Below are 16,918 nucleotides of genomic sequence, written 5' to 3'. Positions count from 1 at the left end.
AGATTATTACTAGTCCCTCCACAAACAAAAACCCCCTATCACTTCGGTTCTAAATTTAGCACCTTCCCCTCTATTCCCTCCGTATTCAATGTAGTCGTATGATACGTTCCACTTACCCAATCATCTATTTGATCATGATACCAATCACTTCTAAAATGTCCCGATTGTCCTGGTCCCACTATATGATAACCGTTTGACATATCTTTCGTATCAATAATGAATCTCCAAGACGCTCCGTGATTTACAATGCCGTTATCGCCGTAACTCGCTGCTTGCACGGTAACTTGACTTCCGCCAATCGGGACTGGTTTCTCACGATTAAAAGTGAGTAGTGCTAACATACTAGATGATTTTGAAATTGGATGTGTAAAAGCGAGTTGATGGTAATCGCCCCACTTCCACTCTCCAACATCCGGTCCATATTCCTTCTGCAATTTCTTCATTACATTCTCGTACGATGTATGCACAACTTTTGTGAAACCTCCGTACTTCGTAAACCACGCGCTATTTTCTCCCGCTACTTCTTTTCGAATCAATTCATCAACAACTTGTGACTTCCCTTCAAATAACTTCATTACATCTTTCGGTATTTCTTTTGAAAATAACGTATTTGAAATCTCTTTCATTAATAAATAGAATATTAATGGTGCCGGTTCATCTTTACTATCGTAAAAATTCCACTTTGTTAATTGGTTTACGCCTTCTTTCTCTACCTCATTTAAAGATGCTTTATTTAACTCTTTTAAAAATATAGGAGTAAACTCTTTCCCGTATAAATTCTTTTGATCCATCTGTAACTCTTCTAAATCTTTCACCGTATACTTTTCCTTCTCTTGCAAAAATTCTTGAATACGCATTTGCCTATATGGCTGTGCCCACGTATTGCTAATATGGTACGGATAATCATCATCAACAATTTTATTATTCGCAGTTGAAATAAAACCTTCTTTCGGATTTATAACTTTCGGCAGCTGATCAAATGGAATATACCCTTCCCATTCATATTCATCTGTCCATCCTGGAACAGGCAAGCTACCATCGCCTTTTTTACGCACTGGTATATTTCCATTCGCTTTATAAGCAATCGTGCCATCGTTTGATGCAAACACAAAGTTTTGGGTTGGTGTATGGAAATCTTGAAGAGCGGTTTCAAACTCCGTCCAGTCTTTTGCTTTGTTCATATTTAATACAGCTTTTAACTCAGCTGACGGTTCTAAAGCAGTCCACTTTAAAGCAAATACTGTTTTCGTTTTCTCCTTCCCCTTATCCGCAAACTCTGAAATTACTGGCCCATGCCTCGTAATCGTAACGTTATAAGGAATTGTCTTCCCGCCTTTTACTTTAATCGATTCATCAACTACCGTAGCTTTCTCCCATTTATCGTTATACAGAAATTCATTTTCATTATTAGGATTTCTCTTCTCAATATATAAATCTTGCACATCAGGCCCCGTATTCGTAACGCCCCACGCTATTTTGTCATTGTGGCCTAATATAACACCTGGTACTCCAGCGAAAATAACGCCACTCACATTTAAATCTTTCATTTCAAGTCTCGTTTGATACCATATAGAAGGTGTCGCAAGGGATAAATGAGGGTCATCTGCTAAAATCGGCTTACCTGACGCACTCTTCTCACCGCTCACAACCCAGTTATTACTACCGTTAAACTCCGGGGGAATTATCGTTTTTGAAAAACTTTGTGCTACGTCCACATTTGTAGTTTTTAGTTCAGCTAGCAATCTAGGTGCATCTTTCGGATATGTAGGAAATAGCTCATTCGCTTGCTCTTTCGGAAGATTTTTCAGCGCCCAATATCGAAACGCCTGCCCATGCCAATGTCCCCCTAAGTCAAACGCCATATACTTCCCAATTGTTAAGGAATCAACAATTGACCATTCAGAAGGCTCATAACCTAATATAGTAAACTCAACTGGTAATTTCTTTTCCGCTTTCGCCTCACGTATAAAAGCGTTCACCCCATCAGCAAATGACTGCAGGGCATATTTTGCTTCTCCATCATATTGACTAACTGAAGCTTCTGCCGCTCGCCGTAAACCGAGTGTTCGAAACAATTTATCTCGGTCAACGGCTGCTTCCCCAACAACTTCACTTAACATACCAGAAGCTTGTCTTCTACTTAAATCCATTTGAAACAACCGATCTTGCGCTTGTACATATCCTTGTGAAAAATATAAATCATGTGCATTTTCCGATTTAATATGCGGTACACCTTTACTATCCCGCTTCACCGTAACAGCGTGTTGTAAATCCTCTAGCTTTATCGTTCCATCTATCTTTGGCATAGATTTCAGCGTATATATATTCAAAAAAATCGCAGCGGAAATAACTAACAAGAGAACGATACTACTAGCCCAAATAAAAATTCTTCTTCCCCTTTTTCGTTTCTTCTTTATAACTACCTCCATATAATCACCCCTTTCTCACACTATTCGCTTCTTTTTGAGAATGAACCTTTTAAAAACATTGAAAAACCCCCTTCATTTTCCTACCAATGAAGGGGGTCTTTCTTATCGTTTGCTACGCCGACTTTCATTATGCCCAAGATTTGCACCTGTCGCTACTTGCACATCATATAACATTTCACTAAAGAAGCGTTTATCTACTTCTTTTGGTACAATGCGTCTTTCATCATCAATTTCATCGTATTCATATGAACCATGATTCACTGTACCTGCTTTATAAAATTGAATGTCAAATACACATACATCTTCTTCATCTTCATAACCAATCGGCGCTCCGCTAAATGAAAGCTCTGCCCCTAATCCAGTACGAGTATCTTCTTTATAAAACGTATAATACACACCGCCATCTTGAACAGATCCACGGATCCATCCAAGCTTCGTCATCTTACCGAATAACAAACGACCATTTACTAAAATACCACCAAATCTCTCAATAGCACTCTCATCATTCTCTTCTACTACAAACACTGGACGCTCAATTTGTAGGAACGGCTGAACAATTCCCGCACTTTCTAATTGCTCTTTCCATAATTCCTTCTCCGCCCCAGACAATTCTAACGGATGAACGAAACCAATAACAGTGCCAAATGAAAGTTCATAACTCTTCCCGTCAATTGTACAGAACACGCCACCTTCTGCATAACGGAATGCGTTCAGCAACTTCCCTTCCTTATACTCACCCCAAATGAGTGAAATAGAAAATTGCTTCATAATTGGATTATCCATAAATACAGACTTCCATGCATTATGTGACCAATAACGCTTTAACGAAAGTGCCGCTTCCAATCGTTGTTTTTGCATTGAAAGAGTAGTTCGGAGTTCCTTCTTTAAAGAGGCTAATTCTTTTTTAGCCTCTTCAGCCTTTTCTACATCATCTTTTGCATTCGGCTTTGGAAGTGACTTCATACGTTTTCCTTCCTCTGTCTCTAATTCAATTTTTGACTCTGTAGTTAAAATGGCAGTAAAACTTCGATTCCCGAAATCAATTATCTTTTCACCATGTATAGTAAAGCCAAGGTCCGGCACCAATTGATCTTCCAGCTCTTCCTCTGTTATACCACGTGTTTTCGCAGCAAGACTTAACGCTTCTTTTGCTGCATTACGTACTTGCTTATGTTTATATTTAAATGCTATTGCATGAATAGACATAAGTGCAAGCTTAGATGAAGACAAACCTAAAGCACGAACGGCATCCGCTGCTATCTTTCCTCTCATTTGAAGCACCCATTCATCAATTTGCTTTATAAGTATGTCGACCATTTTGTCGTCACTATACATTCCGTATAACGAAAGAATTCCACGCTTCTTCACATCTGCGTCTTGAGAAATCCATATTTGATATATCGTTTGCACATATTCTTTTAAGTCCTCTTCATTTAAAGCTCTACCAATTACTTCTGCCGTTTCTTTCTTCTCAATAACAGCATCTGAGATATACTGTTGTAAATAGGCTAACGGAATTGCAGCATCAGCAATTTCATTAGAGTCACGTAAACGGATTTGTGGCTCATCCCCAATCAATTGCAGAAGTGAATTTCTTGTTTGTTCCGTTAAAATACGTGCACATAGTTCTTCGATCTTTTCTTCCTCCGTTTGAAATAAAAACGAGAATTTTCCTGCGAAAGATTCATTTTTACTTTCTTGCAAAGCTTCCTGTACAAGTTTCGTATATTTTTCAAGCTTATACTCTATTAGTATTTTCATCACATTTTCACGAACAATCTTCTTTTTATTATGAAGTTCAACTGCTACATCCGCTGCAGCTTCTACATCTTTTGAAAGCAGTTTAACTACAGACTCACGCATTTTTTTAGATGAATCCCCTAAGCTTTTAATTAAAATCGGACGCATTTTAACCATGTTATCCTTTGCTAACTCTTCTAAAATATATGCTTTTGCCATAGCAGAATACTCATCAAACCGTTCAATTATATATGCTTGTTCTTTTACAATTACACAAACAAGCGCTTCCTTCGCCTTATTTCTCTCTTCACTGTAGCATGCAGCTTCTTCAACTGCATAAGCGATAAGTTTTTCCTTACTTAACCCATACGAAAGCAGATCTTCTAATACTTGTTTCGGCTCTACTCCTCTGACAGAACATTCGTAAAGAAGTTCGTATAAATTAACACTATCATCATCTCCAAACTGTAGTGTAAGTACAGCTTCCCTTTTCGCTACATCATCTATATCCCAAAGAAGCGCAACCTCTAACACCGGCATACCCCAATACATACTTCTATATTTCGGATTTTTAAGTATTTGCTTTATATCCTCAAGTGACAACTTCCCTAGTAAATAATCACAATATGTATCCCGCAATGTAGACAATTTAATTTGCAAAGCAGCAACAAAAAATTCTTCTCGCATTTTCCCTCTATTTAGTTCATATCCTTTTTCGGCTAGCGTTCGTGCGATGATGAGATAATTCATTTTACTTACATATTGCAAAGTTTGTTGAATAAATTCAGGATTTCCCTCCAACATAAAGCATAGCAATTCATATTCATACGTCTTACAAAAATCCTCACTATTCAAATCATGTTGCCTTAGACGATGCGCGAAAAATCGTTCCTTAGAAATCCAAAACTGTGTACAAAAACTTTGAATTTCTTCATATGTTTCTCTATTTACACTACCAGTTTTTTTGTAGTTTTGAGACTGACCGAGAGTGTGACACATATAACGTGTTGCATAGTTTATAAAACCCCAAACATTTTTCTTCGCCAATATTTCAATATATCGCCTCGCAACATCCGAATATTTATGAACACAAAATAATAGCCGCCAAATATGTTCCGGTAAATTCCAACCTATAAATACTTCACTCTCATCTTTACCTTTTAAATACCGTTTAACTGCTTCAACCTTTTCCTTTTCCCCTAGCAGTTTCAATATAAATTCTGTATGTTCTTCTAACCTCTCATTCAATAAAGAACTATATGTACGAAACTTTTCATAATCTACATCAAACATTACAAGAAGTAATGTTACTTGCTGGTTAGTTGGTAAAGTATGTAATTGTCCCTCTATATAGTTCGGATTCTCTCTTGTTAACTCTCTAAGAAAAACATCTGCTTCATTCACATAACTTGAAATACTGGATAAATATTTACATGCGATTGCTACAAGTTTGTCCAAAGGAAGTGCACTTTTTTCTAAATAAATCTTCATTTTAGAAAAACTGACATGCGCAAAACGGACTACAAGAACATTTAATAATTGCTCCTCGAGTATATGGTAAAATAATCGAAAAAAATCCGGATCTTGTTTATGCACTTTCCTAAAATCGTTTATAAATCGCTCCGCAAAATCGCTTCTTTTTTGATCACGAATTGTCGTTAGTTGAATATCTTTTAAAATCCCTTCTTCTTTTGTCTGTAAATATCGTTGTGATAATTGTTTCTGTTCTTCTGTCATATTAATATATTGAAACAACTCAGATGTACTAGTAGTCAAACTTTGTACCCCCCGCATCTTTTTATCTATTATAAAAATACCCTTATTTAATGGTAGTATAGCATAAATCTCACAAAAACGAACATACATTCTATGTTAAGTTAATGTAAATTAAAATACACTACTCAAAATACATTTCCTTCTCTCTAAACTTCCCATTACGCACTTCTCCCCACTAAAATCCTTTAATTTTTCACTACACCAATTCCTCAAAATCCCCTTCACATAAACTAACGTTTTCTTATTATTTTCAAACGCAATTTTAAGTGCCTCTAACACTTTCTCTCCAGAAAGTCTTTGTATCCAATTCTTCAATTCCTTCACAATATATGGGGATAAACTACTAATATTTTGTTCATAAAACTTATAAACTTCACTATTTGGAACGCCCTCTTCTATGGTTTCTATCTCTTCCTCTTCTTTTTTCTCTTCAATAACTACTTGTGAACTACTATTATCCTCTTCTTCTGGCATACCAAAATGCTGCAATAATAATGGAATCGTGTATTCTTCTTCAAGGCATTTACGTAAAAATATATGTATGAACTCATTACTTTTTACAGTCTTTAACTCACGTAATACGCACTTCTCCACATTCGCATTTGAAATAGGGTTATAGTGTAACCAGTTTATTATGAATACCTCTTTCGTTTTCGTATCATATAGAATCTTTCCATACTCAACAAACCTGTTTAGCAGCTTCTCAACAGTCTCCATACTATAACCTGTTTCAAGCTCTGCCACACGCTTCGGTAATATGTAAATACCACATTGCTTTGTTTTCGTACCAGTTAACAAATATATGTAAAAATAACGCTCCTCTGGCGTTAAATCTAATATGAATTCATCTTGCCAAAAGTTCACCTGCACATTACGGTATACCGCCATATGTTTCCCTCCACTCTTTGCTAGTAAATAGGAAAATTTTAATCCTTCATTATAAAGATAGGCATGCGGGAATGGTTTTGGCATTCGAATTACAATTTTTTTACTACTACAACGCCGGTTTCATTTTTTCGCGCTTGTTTTGTTCTTGTAGTTGTTTTTGTTTTTGTTTTTTCTTAGTGATTTATTACTTGGTAGGGGCTTATGAGGGGCTTGGAAGGGCATTCTACATTACAATCTATCAAATACAATTTTTTCTTCCTACTAAATAGGAGCTATTCCAAATTATTATTTTGGATAGCTCCTTTCAAATTCTTCTTATTTTTTACTTCTACCAATGTCAGCTTCTACATACAATTTCTTCTGCTATTTGCGGGCAGTAACACTCTCATTTCAAAATTCGGTGAATAAACTGCTCGATTGCAATGCGAGTGACCCTCACTGATTAAAGTTTCATTTTATTTTTGCATTGAATCTAACATCTTCACAATAAAGGCAGCTGCCTGACCACGAGTTGCTGTGCCTCGAGGATCAAACTCATTATTTCCAATACCATTAACTACCTTTAGACTGTATAATCGTTGAACCGATTCTTTGTATGTTATTAAATGCTTATCTGTAAATGGTAATGCTACTAACTCACCTGTAATTCCTTTATATCGTAATGCTTTGTCAATCATAATAGATACTTCTTCACGAGTAATTGGTGAGTTAGGATCAAAAATCCCTTCACCACGACCATTAATAATTCCTGCACTTGCACAATGTTTAATACCGTCATGAAGTGATGGATGTGCCTCATTAATATCTACAAATGACTTATTTCCCTCTGGTAGTTTAAGAGCATTCGAGATTAATTTCGCAAACTCCGCTCTCGTTACATTTCGATATGGCGCAAATACACCATTACCTTCGCCTTGCATAATACCTAGACTGTTTAATTTACGAATATGCCCTTCAAACCAGCCACCTGTAATATCATCTTTTGGTTTTTGTACTTCTTCCTTTGGCTTTTGTACTTCTTCCTTTGGTACATTGTAGTTAATTTTAATCCAACTTGGGTCATAGAAAATCCATTCTCCATTACCTACTTTATACCAACCATTTTTAACCGCTAATACTTTGTAACGATCTCCGTTTGAAGCTTTACGTACAACACGATGTTCAATACCCGCATCACTACGTACATTGATGCCACTACCATTTACCACTAGTTCCATGCTAGGTTCAGCTGGATTATTTTCATTTGGATTAAATGAGTCATTTTTATCTTGTAAAGGCGTATCAATCTGCGCATTTATATTTGCATACCACTGAATTCCTTGTACGAAACCAGCCCAATTACCACGTGAAATTAAAATGTCAGGACATTTTTTCCCGCTCCATTGTTGATGCTTGTAAATATGATCTGCACCAATTCCTTCTTTGTTCATTAAATAACCTGCAAGTCGTTTTGCATTTTCTAATGCTTTATTGTAATCACCATCTTGGTTAACCGCGATCTCGATACCGATAGATTCCCTGTTTCCTGATCCATCTCCATCTCCTGCATGCCAACCATTTTCGTTTGTTGGTAAGTGTTGATAAATTTGTTTATCGTCTACAGTAAAATGCCATGAAGCTGTTCGGAAAGTGCCTTCAGTTGCTTGCTTGTATAAATATTTCGCATGATTTTCAGCATTAGCACCAGCGGCTGTATTTGCGGTCTCATGAATTGTAATGTAACGTGCTTTCATCGGATTTGCAGGACGAATATCAGGATTTCCTGCCGGAACAATCCACTCCACAAATGGAACTCCTGCAAGTGTTCCATATTTCTTCGTACTCTGTGCGCTATATTGAATACCTCTTGGCTTTGCAACAGGTTTCATTTGACGATCAGACCCATCATTTCGACCATCTACAGATTCAAATGCCTTTTCAATGTTTGAAATAGCTTCCTTTTCTGCTACTTGTCCCTTCTTAGCATCTTGCATTTTGTTTAATTCTTCTGTTTCATCATGTTTATGCTTATATTCTTCTAAAAGCATTTTTTCATTTTCAGATACTTCTGCTTCGTTAATTTGTACATGATTAGGAACTTCCAACTTGAAATTAGAATAATTTAATCCGCTCGATCCGTATTCTCCTTGGGCAATATTAAGTTGATCAGTTTGAGAGTTGTTTATCTCTTCTGCTGATACTGATAAAGGTACGCTCCCTAAAATCACTAGACTTGTTGATAGTGCGATTACTTGTTGTTTGATTGTCTTATTCATTATTATAATAGATACATACACATTCCCGCCGTGTATGTATCTCAACCTCCCTTTATTGTCACATTAATTTTTTAAAATATGAATCTACTATGTACTTCTAATACATTTTCTTTTTATTTATATATTTACATTACTATATTTTATACCCATTAAGAAAATATTTATATGTCATCCCTACAGATGAATTTCATCTAACATACTTTTTATAAAATTCGTCAACAAACATTATTTTACAACTAATTACAAATGCCGTCAAAATAATCAATTTAAACTTAAACAAATGACTGGCACACAAATTTATATAAATTGGGATGGCGTGTTAGTAGACGACATGTTAAATGATGAGGGCAACCAATTCGCAATGTACTACTTTAACAATAAGGATGAGTGGAAGTATATAGATGATTACTCAGGTATTTTTACAGACGATGGAGAAACTCTCTACCACGTGCAAGTTACTTGAGAAAATTATTTCAAATTAAAAGAAGTTATTGATAATAGCTATAATTTTTGGAAAGACAACTTACAAAATATATAATTATAACAAGTCGATTTCTTATTTTAATAAGGAATCGACTTTCTTAATATTTAATTTGCTGATTAACATCTCACTCAAAAATTATTTTACTAACGATACTATTATAGATACCGAATTATCTATAACGGAACGTTCTGGGCGTGATTTCATTAACACTGTTAATCCAATTAAGGACGTGACTAATGTTTGCGCTAATGCTTTAGCGTTCAAATCACTTTGTAGTTCTCCTGATCGAATTCCTTTCATGATTAATTCTTGAAAAATAACTGCAAGATACATTTGGTGTTCTCTAGTCAGTACTTCAAACTTTTCATTATGAGGAGCAAGCTCAACCATTGTGTTAATACAAAAACAGCCTTTACTGAACTCTTTTTTATATTCCTCTTCCACCATATTTTCAAAAAACATCTGAATTGCTTCTTTTACAGATTGTTCGTTTTGAAGTTTTGTTCGTATACGAGCCGCATGTAAATTTGTGTATCTCCTTAATGCCGCTTCAAATAAGCCCTCTTTATCACCAAAAGCTGAATATAAACTCGGTTTTTGTATTTCCATTCTTGCAGTTAGATCACTTAATGAAGTAGCAGCGTATCCTTTCTCCCAAAAAAGTTGCATAGCAGCATCCAAAGCTTTTTCTTCATCAAATTCGCGTAGTCGAGCCATTTAAAAATATCCCCTTCCTCTACATTTTCAGATTATAAACTAACACTTTATGTACCAATCAGTATATTATATATCGTATTAAATTATAAACGATGTGTCAAAGAAAATGGAATTAAATCAAAAGAAACTTGACATATATATTTACTCAAGATTATATTTTACTTACAAAATAACATACCGTTCGGTACGTTATTTACAACAATACAAAATGGAGCTGATTTTATGAATAGCAAGGAAAAGATGATGACCACTCTTAAACATAATGATCCCCAGTTACATTCACCTATTAGCACAAACATGTCCCGCTACATGACTCTATTATTCGCAATAGCTTGCGGGATGGCGGTGGCAAATATATATTTCGCTCATCCGCTACTTGATTCTTTATCAAATGAATTTAAGATTAGTCATTCAACTATCGGTATTGTGATTACTATTACTCAAGTTTGTTATGCAATCGGATTACTTTTATTAGTTCCACTTGGTGACTTATTAAACCAAAAAAGACTCATTATTGTTCAAATGGTTTTATCCGTTATCGCTTTAATTGTAATTGGGACCGCTCCCTCGGCCATCGTACTTTTTATAGGTATGGCCTTAGTAGGAATTCTTGCAACAGTTACGCAAACACTCGTCGCATACGCATCAATTTTAGCAAATCCAGCAGAACGTGGACGCATAGTAGGTTTCGTTACAAGCGGTGTTGTAATAGGCATTCTCCTTGCGCGTACATTTGCAGGCGCATTAACAGACTTAGCTGGATGGCGGTCCGTTTATCTCACTTCCGCTACCCTTATACTATTCGTAACTGTTTTGTTATATCGTAATTTACCTACTCTTGGACAGAGCAGAATGACAACTATGCCTTACCGGAAGTTAATACGTTCTGTACTCTTATTATTTATAGAAGAACGACTCTTACGCATTCGCGGAATATTAGCATTGCTCATTTTCACTTCATTCAGTATTTTATGGACTTCTTTAGTATTACCTCTAAGTGCTACACCACATAATCTTTCACATACAGCTATTGGTGCGTTCGGCCTTGCTGGAGTTGCAGGTGCATTAGCTGCTACTAAAGCTGGACAATTAGCTGATAAAGGATTAGGACAAAGAACAACTGGCATAGCTTTATCTTTATTAGTACTTTCATGGCTCCTAATTAAATCTATTAATCACTCTCTATTATTACTAATTTTCGGCATTATCCTCTTAGATTTAGCGGTGCAAGCTGTACATGTCACCAATCAAAGTATGCTGTTCACAGTGCGTCCCGAAGCAAGAAGTCGACTTACTGCCAGTTACATGATTTTTTATTCTATCGGTAGTGCAACAGGTGCAATTCTTTCAACAAATACGTATGCAAAATATGGTTGGGATGGCGTATGCATATTAGGTGTATCTATTAGTGCTTGTGCTCTTTTATTTTGGATAATAACCTTGCGGCGATCATCACAGCTGAACGAAGAATAATTCATTTATGATTAATACGTGTTTTTCTACAAGACTATAGAATAGCATTTATTTTTTAACACAAATCAACGGCATTTTCATATAAAAAATGCCGTTGATTCACAATTTCATAATAAGAGATCCTATACTATCGAAATACATCTATTACAAATTCCCTTTAACGTTTTCAACAATTTCGTTTATCGTATTTCGATCAAACTTATCACTAATTTCGTATGGCTCACGATCTTCTACTAATTGTACGCCGACGATATCGTTGCGATTTTTACTATATTGCACTTCAATAATAGACCCACGCTCTATTTGTTTCCAAACGAGACTTGCTTCATCTTTATTATCTAAAATAATACAGTCCTCAATATTTTCATCAATTCCAATTAACTTATTATCATCCATATATCCAATCTCGTATTGTTGCCGTTCTTTCGCTTTGCCACTTACTAATATACCTTTGCTACCATATGAATAATCCATATAGTCCTTTTTCTCCGTTTGTACCGCTTTCGGCTTTTGTGCTTCAGTTTTTTCAGTAGCCCCACAACCTGTAATAAGACTGATTGGCATAACCACTATTAATACTAATCTAGTGAATTTCTTTATCATTTGTAACCAACCTCATATATTTAATGTAAAACTCCATTTATTACTCTATTAAAGAATAACATGATACTAAGTAAACAGAACGAAAGATAACATATTATTTACATACCCACACTTTAATGAAGGACCAGACCATTTAAACCTAGTCCTCCATAACTTTAGCTTTGCTTCACATACTTAATTGTATGAAATGACGTCTCATTAAATAATCGCAAGTTTTCCCCATCATAATCTTGAACTTTATATGCTATTTTCTTTTTTTGAATTGTATCTTCTACACCGTCTACTAAACGTTTATTGAGATGTAAATAGATTGTAAAAGCTTCCTTATCATATTCCCAAGTGCCTTCAATATAATTCTTTTTATTTGGATACTCATCTTTACCATACGTTTCAAATGTCTTATCACCTTTTAAAATAAGTGACATAATGAAACCGTCTGTTCCTTTGAATCCCCAATTACCAATTAATTCCATACCATCCTTCACATTCTTCATAACGTTATCCGTATTAATTCCAGCTTTCTTATCTAACTCTTTCAAATCTTTCACAGATACTGTACCGTCACCGATTTTAATATCCCCTTCAAGGTCTTTGAATGCCTTAAGCCAGTAAATATCTCCTTCTTTCACTAACTTTTCGGATTTCTCCATTAACTCTTTATCAGTCTTATCGCCTTTTTCTCTTTTTTCTTTTCGGGTGAATACTTCATTGATTAAAGAAAAAGACTCTCTAAAATAACTAATTGCTTTTTCAAAATCCTTTTGTTGATTTACATACTCTGCAGGGGGATCTATCGACTCGAATTTATCTAACGTTTTATTTAATTCTTTCACACTATCTACTATATCTGATTTCTTTTTCTTACCGTCAAAAACCTCTCTTGTAATATTGTTATGCTCCGCAAACAACTTATCAAACTCTATCCCTAATTTATACACTTTATTAGGATAGTCTTCCTTTGAAACTTTTTCTTTCTTACTATTAGACTTCGATTCTTTTACTTTAGACTCTTCTGTTTTCTCCTGTTTAGAAGTGTTCGTTTTCTCAGACACTCCACAACCAAATAACAACATGACCGGAACTGCTACCCCTAGTAGTTTCTTTGTATTCATGACTGATTTCTCCTTTTACTTGAATAGATTACTCTTGCTATACCCATCCTCTTTTTTTATCTTGTAATTAAAATTACAATCGCAATAACTCCTAGAATCGGTCCCCAATATTCCATTTTTATAAAAAATAATGAGTGCTTTTTGTTAAACATAACTTTTTCACCAGTTTCGGCATCTATATAAACTTTCCCATCTGGATTATTAATATATTTACCTAAATACCAAGACATAACCCCTGATATAATAAACATTACCGCCATTGGCCAACTATGGTCTTGAAAATATGTAGCGTCCCCCATTATAGATCCAAAGATAGCCTTACCCAAAAGAGTATTAATAATTACAATAATTGCGACTAAAAAACCCCAACCAGACCAAATAATCATTTATTTCTCCTCCTAAAGCGTACAACTTTGTACTTTATGTTAATTTGAACTGCAAACGAAAATGTTTAAAAATCCGAATTTTCAGACGTCAATAATTATATTTAGCTTACATTCGATTCTAACTTTAATGTTCTAAATGCAAATGAACCAGACATAATTTGTAATATTGTTTGAATAAGTAAAAAGAATAATGACATAAATAACATAACTATAGGAATCACAATCATACAAACTCCATAAACTTTATTATTAACCTTGTTTACTAAACATGATAAAATAAGCAACCCTATTTGAACCGTTAAAATAATAGAATAATAAGCTAAAAGTTCATAATCAAAACCTTCCATAATATTAAACGCTACAACTATTAATAGTATGGAAATAATAATTCCTATAATGCCACCAATTAAACCTAGTACGAATTCAATCGTTCTTTTCAATTCAATCCCCCTTTTATGAGCCACTAAAAACTTGTATATTTTTCCCATTCACCATCATACCAAATATTAATTGGAAAAACTATACATATTTTTCATACTCCCTTACCTTACAGTGACCTTCTTACCATTATAGATAGCTTGTAGCAGTCACAAAATCAAAACCTTCAAAATTACTAACCGAATTGTCATACTGAAAATTATAAATTAATATGATCGAATTGTAGGATTTCTTTAATTTAACTTCTTCGTTAATTCGAGAAAGTATTTTGTCATCATATGAACATCCCGTTAATAACATAGAAATGTCATCACTTGCTTCTTCTAACACTTCCTTTTCAATAAAATCCTCATCTACATCAATCATATCTATATTAAAATCAACAAAAAAACTCGCTGGTATAGCATCTCCTTCTTCATCATATGTAACATCGATATATGCATCTAACTGATCTTGCGTTTTCATATTACCTATCCATATTGAAACCATTCCATGTACTTCCATTGTAGTTCTCCTTTATTTTTTATCTTGCAGAACCAATTTTATAACTTACCGACTACTTTAAAATACATAATTTTTATAAAAAACATTTCTTCTTTCCATTTAGTTAAATGGGGTTATTCGGAAATTCATTATCATACTTATTAATTAACGCTTTATCATTTTCATTAATTGGTACTTCACCTAAGTATTTATGTTTCCAAATAATCATTTGATCACTAAAACTATATTCTGTTTCGAGCCAATTGGTATAATCGAAATGCATGTTAAATTCCCCACTATGTTCCAGGGACATTGTAAAAGAGTACCAAAGCTCTTGCTGATTATCTTTAAAAACATCTCTTAATTCCTTACTCAATTTATATAAAGAATCTTCTTTCCTTTCAAACTCCTCTTCATTAACTTCGTATTTAAAAGGAATTTCTACACTATACTTATAATTTTGTTTATTTCTGAAGTTGTTATAGAAAAAGTAAGTTCCCCCTCCAGCTTCTGATATTTGTGCATAAAAATAAAATTTCTCCCATTCTTCTGGAATCATGGCATGAACCGTTTCCGCTATCTCTCTATATAATCGATTCAATTTTATTTCCAATTGAATACCCCCTATTTGATTTTCATCATTCACTTTTTCTATATTATACCACCCTTTTAATTAGCTCTTTATTTCATCTAAAATTCAAACCAAGTTTCGATGCCTTTAGAAAGTAGACATACCTCTTAAATACAATTAGTATTAAAATAAGAAATATGAAAGACTTAAAAAGGCTCTTACATGAAGGAAGGAAGTGCACAGCTATGGATTTTAAAACAGTTATGCAAGAACTTGAGGCTCTAGGTAAGGAACGAACGAAAAAAATATACATATCTAACGGTGCGCATGAGCCAGTATTCGGAGTAGCTACAGGTGCTATGAAACCAATCGCCAAACAATTAAAATTAAACCAAGAGTTAGCTGAAGAACTTTATGCGACAGGTAATTACGATGCTATGTACTTTGCAGGCATTATTGCGGATTCGAAAGCTATGAGTGAGTCTGATTTTGATCGTTGGATAGATGGGGCTTATTTTTATATGCTATCTGATTATGTTGTAGCCGTAACTTTATCGGAGTCAAATATTGCACAAGACGTTGCTGATAAATGGATTGCAAGTGGGGACGAGCTTAAAATGTCTGCCGGGTGGAGTTGCTACTGTTGGCTTTTAGGAAATCGCAAAGACAATGAATTTTCCGAAAGTAAAATTTCCGATATGCTTGAAATGGTGAAAGATACAATTCATCATTCTCCAGAACGAACAAAATCCGCTATGAATAATTTCCTAAACACCGTGGCAATTTCATATGTACCACTACATGAAAAAGCAGTCGAGATTGCAAAAGAAGTTGGTATAGTTGAAGTGAAACGTGATAATAAAAAAAGCAGTTTGTTAAATGCTTCTGAAAGTATTCAGAAAGAACTAGATAGAGGAAGACTTGGTTTTAAGCGTAAGTATGTAAGGTGTTAAACAGATTCGTATCTGGGTGTCAATTCGAGAAAGGTTGACACCTTTTTCATTCAGTTTATATATCCCCCGACTTATATTAAAAAATAATATCCTGATAACCTACTTCCATTACCTTTTCATTTAATAAACGAACTCCTACACCATTTTCTATATCCCACGTACAATTAAATGTAATTCCAACCTCTCGTCCTTCCGTAATATCTGCATACGGAACAACAATACCATCTAAACTAATCATCTCTAGTATTTGATCATTTGTTTCAATTAATGGATAATTTTCTTGCACTCCAATATCATATCCTAATTCACATCGCCTTTGTTTGTAATAATCTAATATAGAATGTAATAAACTTATTTGTACCTCTTCCCAATTTTTTATTAATGATTGATATGCTACATACTGCCCTTCATCAAACACTCCATCTTCTTCACCATCTATCATCAAATCAATCTCAGTTACATTGCCTATAAAAGTTATAGGCATACACTTAGCCCAAGCATAATTATATTCAATCTCTCCAAAAACTGAATTGTTCACTCTCATTTATCTGTCATTCCTCTCGCACTTATTACTAAGGTGTCCCTGCTTCTTGTTAACTTCCATCAACAC

General features: G+C 34.6%; 14 protein-coding genes and 1 pseudogene. 3 read left to right on the top strand and 12 right to left on the bottom strand.

The annotated features are described in order from the left end of the window. Positions 1 to 38: 38 nt before the first annotated feature. The 4 genes from MR160_RS10200 to MR160_RS10185 form a co-directional block, all read right to left on the bottom strand. Positions 39 to 2,429, bottom strand: a complete 2,391-nt coding sequence (locus tag MR160_RS10200) for a penicillin acylase family protein (RefSeq protein WP_242297309.1) — start codon at positions 2,427 to 2,429, stop codon at positions 39 to 41. Positions 2,430 to 2,531: 102 nt separating this feature from the next. Next, a complete protein-coding gene (locus tag MR160_RS10195) occupies positions 2,532 to 5,945 on the bottom strand; it encodes a DUF4132 domain-containing protein (RefSeq protein WP_098311408.1) in 3,414 nt (1,137 codons plus the stop codon). 111 nt (positions 5,946 to 6,056) lie between these two features. After that, complete coding sequence (locus tag MR160_RS10190) at positions 6,057 to 6,833, bottom strand: DnaD domain-containing protein (protein ID WP_000312102.1); 777 nt, start codon at positions 6,831 to 6,833, stop codon at positions 6,057 to 6,059. A 455-nt stretch (positions 6,834 to 7,288) separates the two neighbouring features. Next, on the bottom strand, positions 7,289 to 9,088 hold the full coding sequence (locus MR160_RS10185; RefSeq protein ID WP_015945848.1) for an S-layer homology domain-containing protein: 1,800 nt from the start codon (positions 9,086 to 9,088) through the stop codon (positions 7,289 to 7,291). 259 nt (positions 9,089 to 9,347) lie between these two features. Between MR160_RS10185 and MR160_RS34830 the strand changes: the two are divergent. Beyond that, positions 9,348 to 9,626, top strand: a pseudogene (locus tag MR160_RS34830) (DUF7832 domain-containing protein); the annotation flags it as partial. 81 nt (positions 9,627 to 9,707) lie between these two features. Here the strand turns inward: MR160_RS34830 and MR160_RS10180 are convergent. Beyond that, positions 9,708 to 10,289 (bottom strand): TetR/AcrR family transcriptional regulator, encoded by a 582-nt coding sequence (locus MR160_RS10180; RefSeq protein ID WP_000113331.1) that lies wholly within the window; start codon positions 10,287 to 10,289, stop codon positions 9,708 to 9,710. Between the two features lie 222 nt (positions 10,290 to 10,511). Between MR160_RS10180 and MR160_RS10175 the strand changes: the two genes are divergently transcribed. Further along, positions 10,512 to 11,762 carry an MFS transporter gene (locus MR160_RS10175; protein WP_001085014.1) on the top strand — a complete coding sequence of 417 codons (1,251 nt, stop codon included), beginning with the start codon at positions 10,512 to 10,514 and terminating at the stop codon, positions 11,760 to 11,762. A gap of 144 nt (positions 11,763 to 11,906) precedes the next feature. Here the strand turns inward: MR160_RS10175 and MR160_RS10170 are convergent, their stop codons facing one another. The 6 genes from MR160_RS10170 to MR160_RS10145 form a co-directional block, all read right to left on the bottom strand. After that, complete coding sequence (locus MR160_RS10170; protein WP_000591641.1) at positions 11,907 to 12,365, bottom strand: hypothetical protein; 459 nt, start codon at positions 12,363 to 12,365, stop codon at positions 11,907 to 11,909. A gap of 155 nt (positions 12,366 to 12,520) precedes the next feature. Beyond that, positions 12,521 to 13,477: a DUF3994 domain-containing protein gene (locus tag MR160_RS10165; RefSeq protein WP_098506645.1), complete on the bottom strand. Its 957-nt coding sequence runs from the start codon at positions 13,475 to 13,477 to the stop codon at positions 12,521 to 12,523. 56 nt (positions 13,478 to 13,533) lie between these two features. Further along, positions 13,534 to 13,863 carry a hypothetical protein gene (locus tag MR160_RS10160; RefSeq protein ID WP_000587852.1) on the bottom strand — a complete coding sequence of 110 codons (330 nt, stop codon included), beginning with the start codon at positions 13,861 to 13,863 and terminating at the stop codon, positions 13,534 to 13,536. A gap of 101 nt (positions 13,864 to 13,964) precedes the next feature. Then, positions 13,965 to 14,303 (bottom strand): DUF4064 domain-containing protein, encoded by a 339-nt coding sequence (locus tag MR160_RS10155; protein ID WP_242297307.1) that lies wholly within the window; start codon positions 14,301 to 14,303, stop codon positions 13,965 to 13,967. Positions 14,304 to 14,430: 127 nt separating this feature from the next. Then, the gene (locus MR160_RS10150) at positions 14,431 to 14,805 is read right to left on the bottom strand and encodes an immunity 22 family protein (RefSeq protein WP_000451796.1); all 375 of its coding nucleotides are present in this window, start codon (positions 14,803 to 14,805) and stop codon (positions 14,431 to 14,433) included. A 103-nt stretch (positions 14,806 to 14,908) separates the two neighbouring features. Continuing rightward, positions 14,909 to 15,397: an antitoxin YezG family protein gene (locus tag MR160_RS10145; RefSeq protein WP_000403543.1), complete on the bottom strand. Its 489-nt coding sequence runs from the start codon at positions 15,395 to 15,397 to the stop codon at positions 14,909 to 14,911. Between the two features lie 203 nt (positions 15,398 to 15,600). Between MR160_RS10145 and MR160_RS10140 the strand changes: the two genes are divergently transcribed. Continuing rightward, the gene (locus MR160_RS10140; protein WP_242297305.1) at positions 15,601 to 16,308 is read left to right on the top strand and encodes a DNA alkylation repair protein; all 708 of its coding nucleotides are present in this window, start codon (positions 15,601 to 15,603) and stop codon (positions 16,306 to 16,308) included. Positions 16,309 to 16,384: 76 nt separating this feature from the next. Here MR160_RS10140 and MR160_RS10135 read toward each other — a convergent pair whose 3' ends face one another. Beyond that, the gene (locus MR160_RS10135; RefSeq protein ID WP_001265695.1) at positions 16,385 to 16,852 is read right to left on the bottom strand and encodes a DUF6985 domain-containing protein; all 468 of its coding nucleotides are present in this window, start codon (positions 16,850 to 16,852) and stop codon (positions 16,385 to 16,387) included. Positions 16,853 to 16,918: the final 66 nt, after the last annotated feature.

Origin of the sequence: Bacillus cereus group sp. BfR-BA-01382, assembly GCF_022663475.1 — a bacterium.
GTDB classification, from domain to species: Bacteria; Bacillota; Bacilli; order Bacillales; family Bacillaceae_G; genus Bacillus_A; species Bacillus_A thuringiensis_S.
This window is presented reverse-complemented; position numbering and strand designations above follow the sequence as displayed.

Bases quoted from the DNA above. Each gene is read 5' to 3' on its own strand.
- MR160_RS10200 (WP_242297309.1), bottom strand. From the start codon at position 2,429: ATGGAGGTAGTTATAAAGAAGAAACGAAAAAGGGGAAGAAGAATTTTT.
- MR160_RS10150 (WP_000451796.1), bottom strand. From the start codon at position 14,805: ATGGAAGTACATGGAATGGTTTCAATATGGATAGGTAATATGAAAACG.
- MR160_RS10185 (WP_015945848.1), bottom strand. From the start codon at position 9,088: ATGAATAAGACAATCAAACAACAAGTAATCGCACTATCAACAAGTCTA.
- MR160_RS10190 (WP_000312102.1), bottom strand. From the start codon at position 6,833: ATGGCGGTATACCGTAATGTGCAGGTGAACTTTTGGCAAGATGAATTC.
- MR160_RS10160 (WP_000587852.1), bottom strand. From the start codon at position 13,863: ATGATTATTTGGTCTGGTTGGGGTTTTTTAGTCGCAATTATTGTAATT.
- MR160_RS10135 (WP_001265695.1), bottom strand. From the start codon at position 16,852: ATGAGAGTGAACAATTCAGTTTTTGGAGAGATTGAATATAATTATGCT.
- MR160_RS10140 (WP_242297305.1), top strand. From the start codon at position 15,601: ATGGATTTTAAAACAGTTATGCAAGAACTTGAGGCTCTAGGTAAGGAA.
- MR160_RS10170 (WP_000591641.1), bottom strand. From the start codon at position 12,365: ATGATAAAGAAATTCACTAGATTAGTATTAATAGTGGTTATGCCAATC.
- MR160_RS10180 (WP_000113331.1), bottom strand. From the start codon at position 10,289: ATGGCTCGACTACGCGAATTTGATGAAGAAAAAGCTTTGGATGCTGCT.
- MR160_RS10165 (WP_098506645.1), bottom strand. From the start codon at position 13,477: ATGAATACAAAGAAACTACTAGGGGTAGCAGTTCCGGTCATGTTGTTA.
- MR160_RS10175 (WP_001085014.1), top strand. From the start codon at position 10,512: ATGAATAGCAAGGAAAAGATGATGACCACTCTTAAACATAATGATCCC.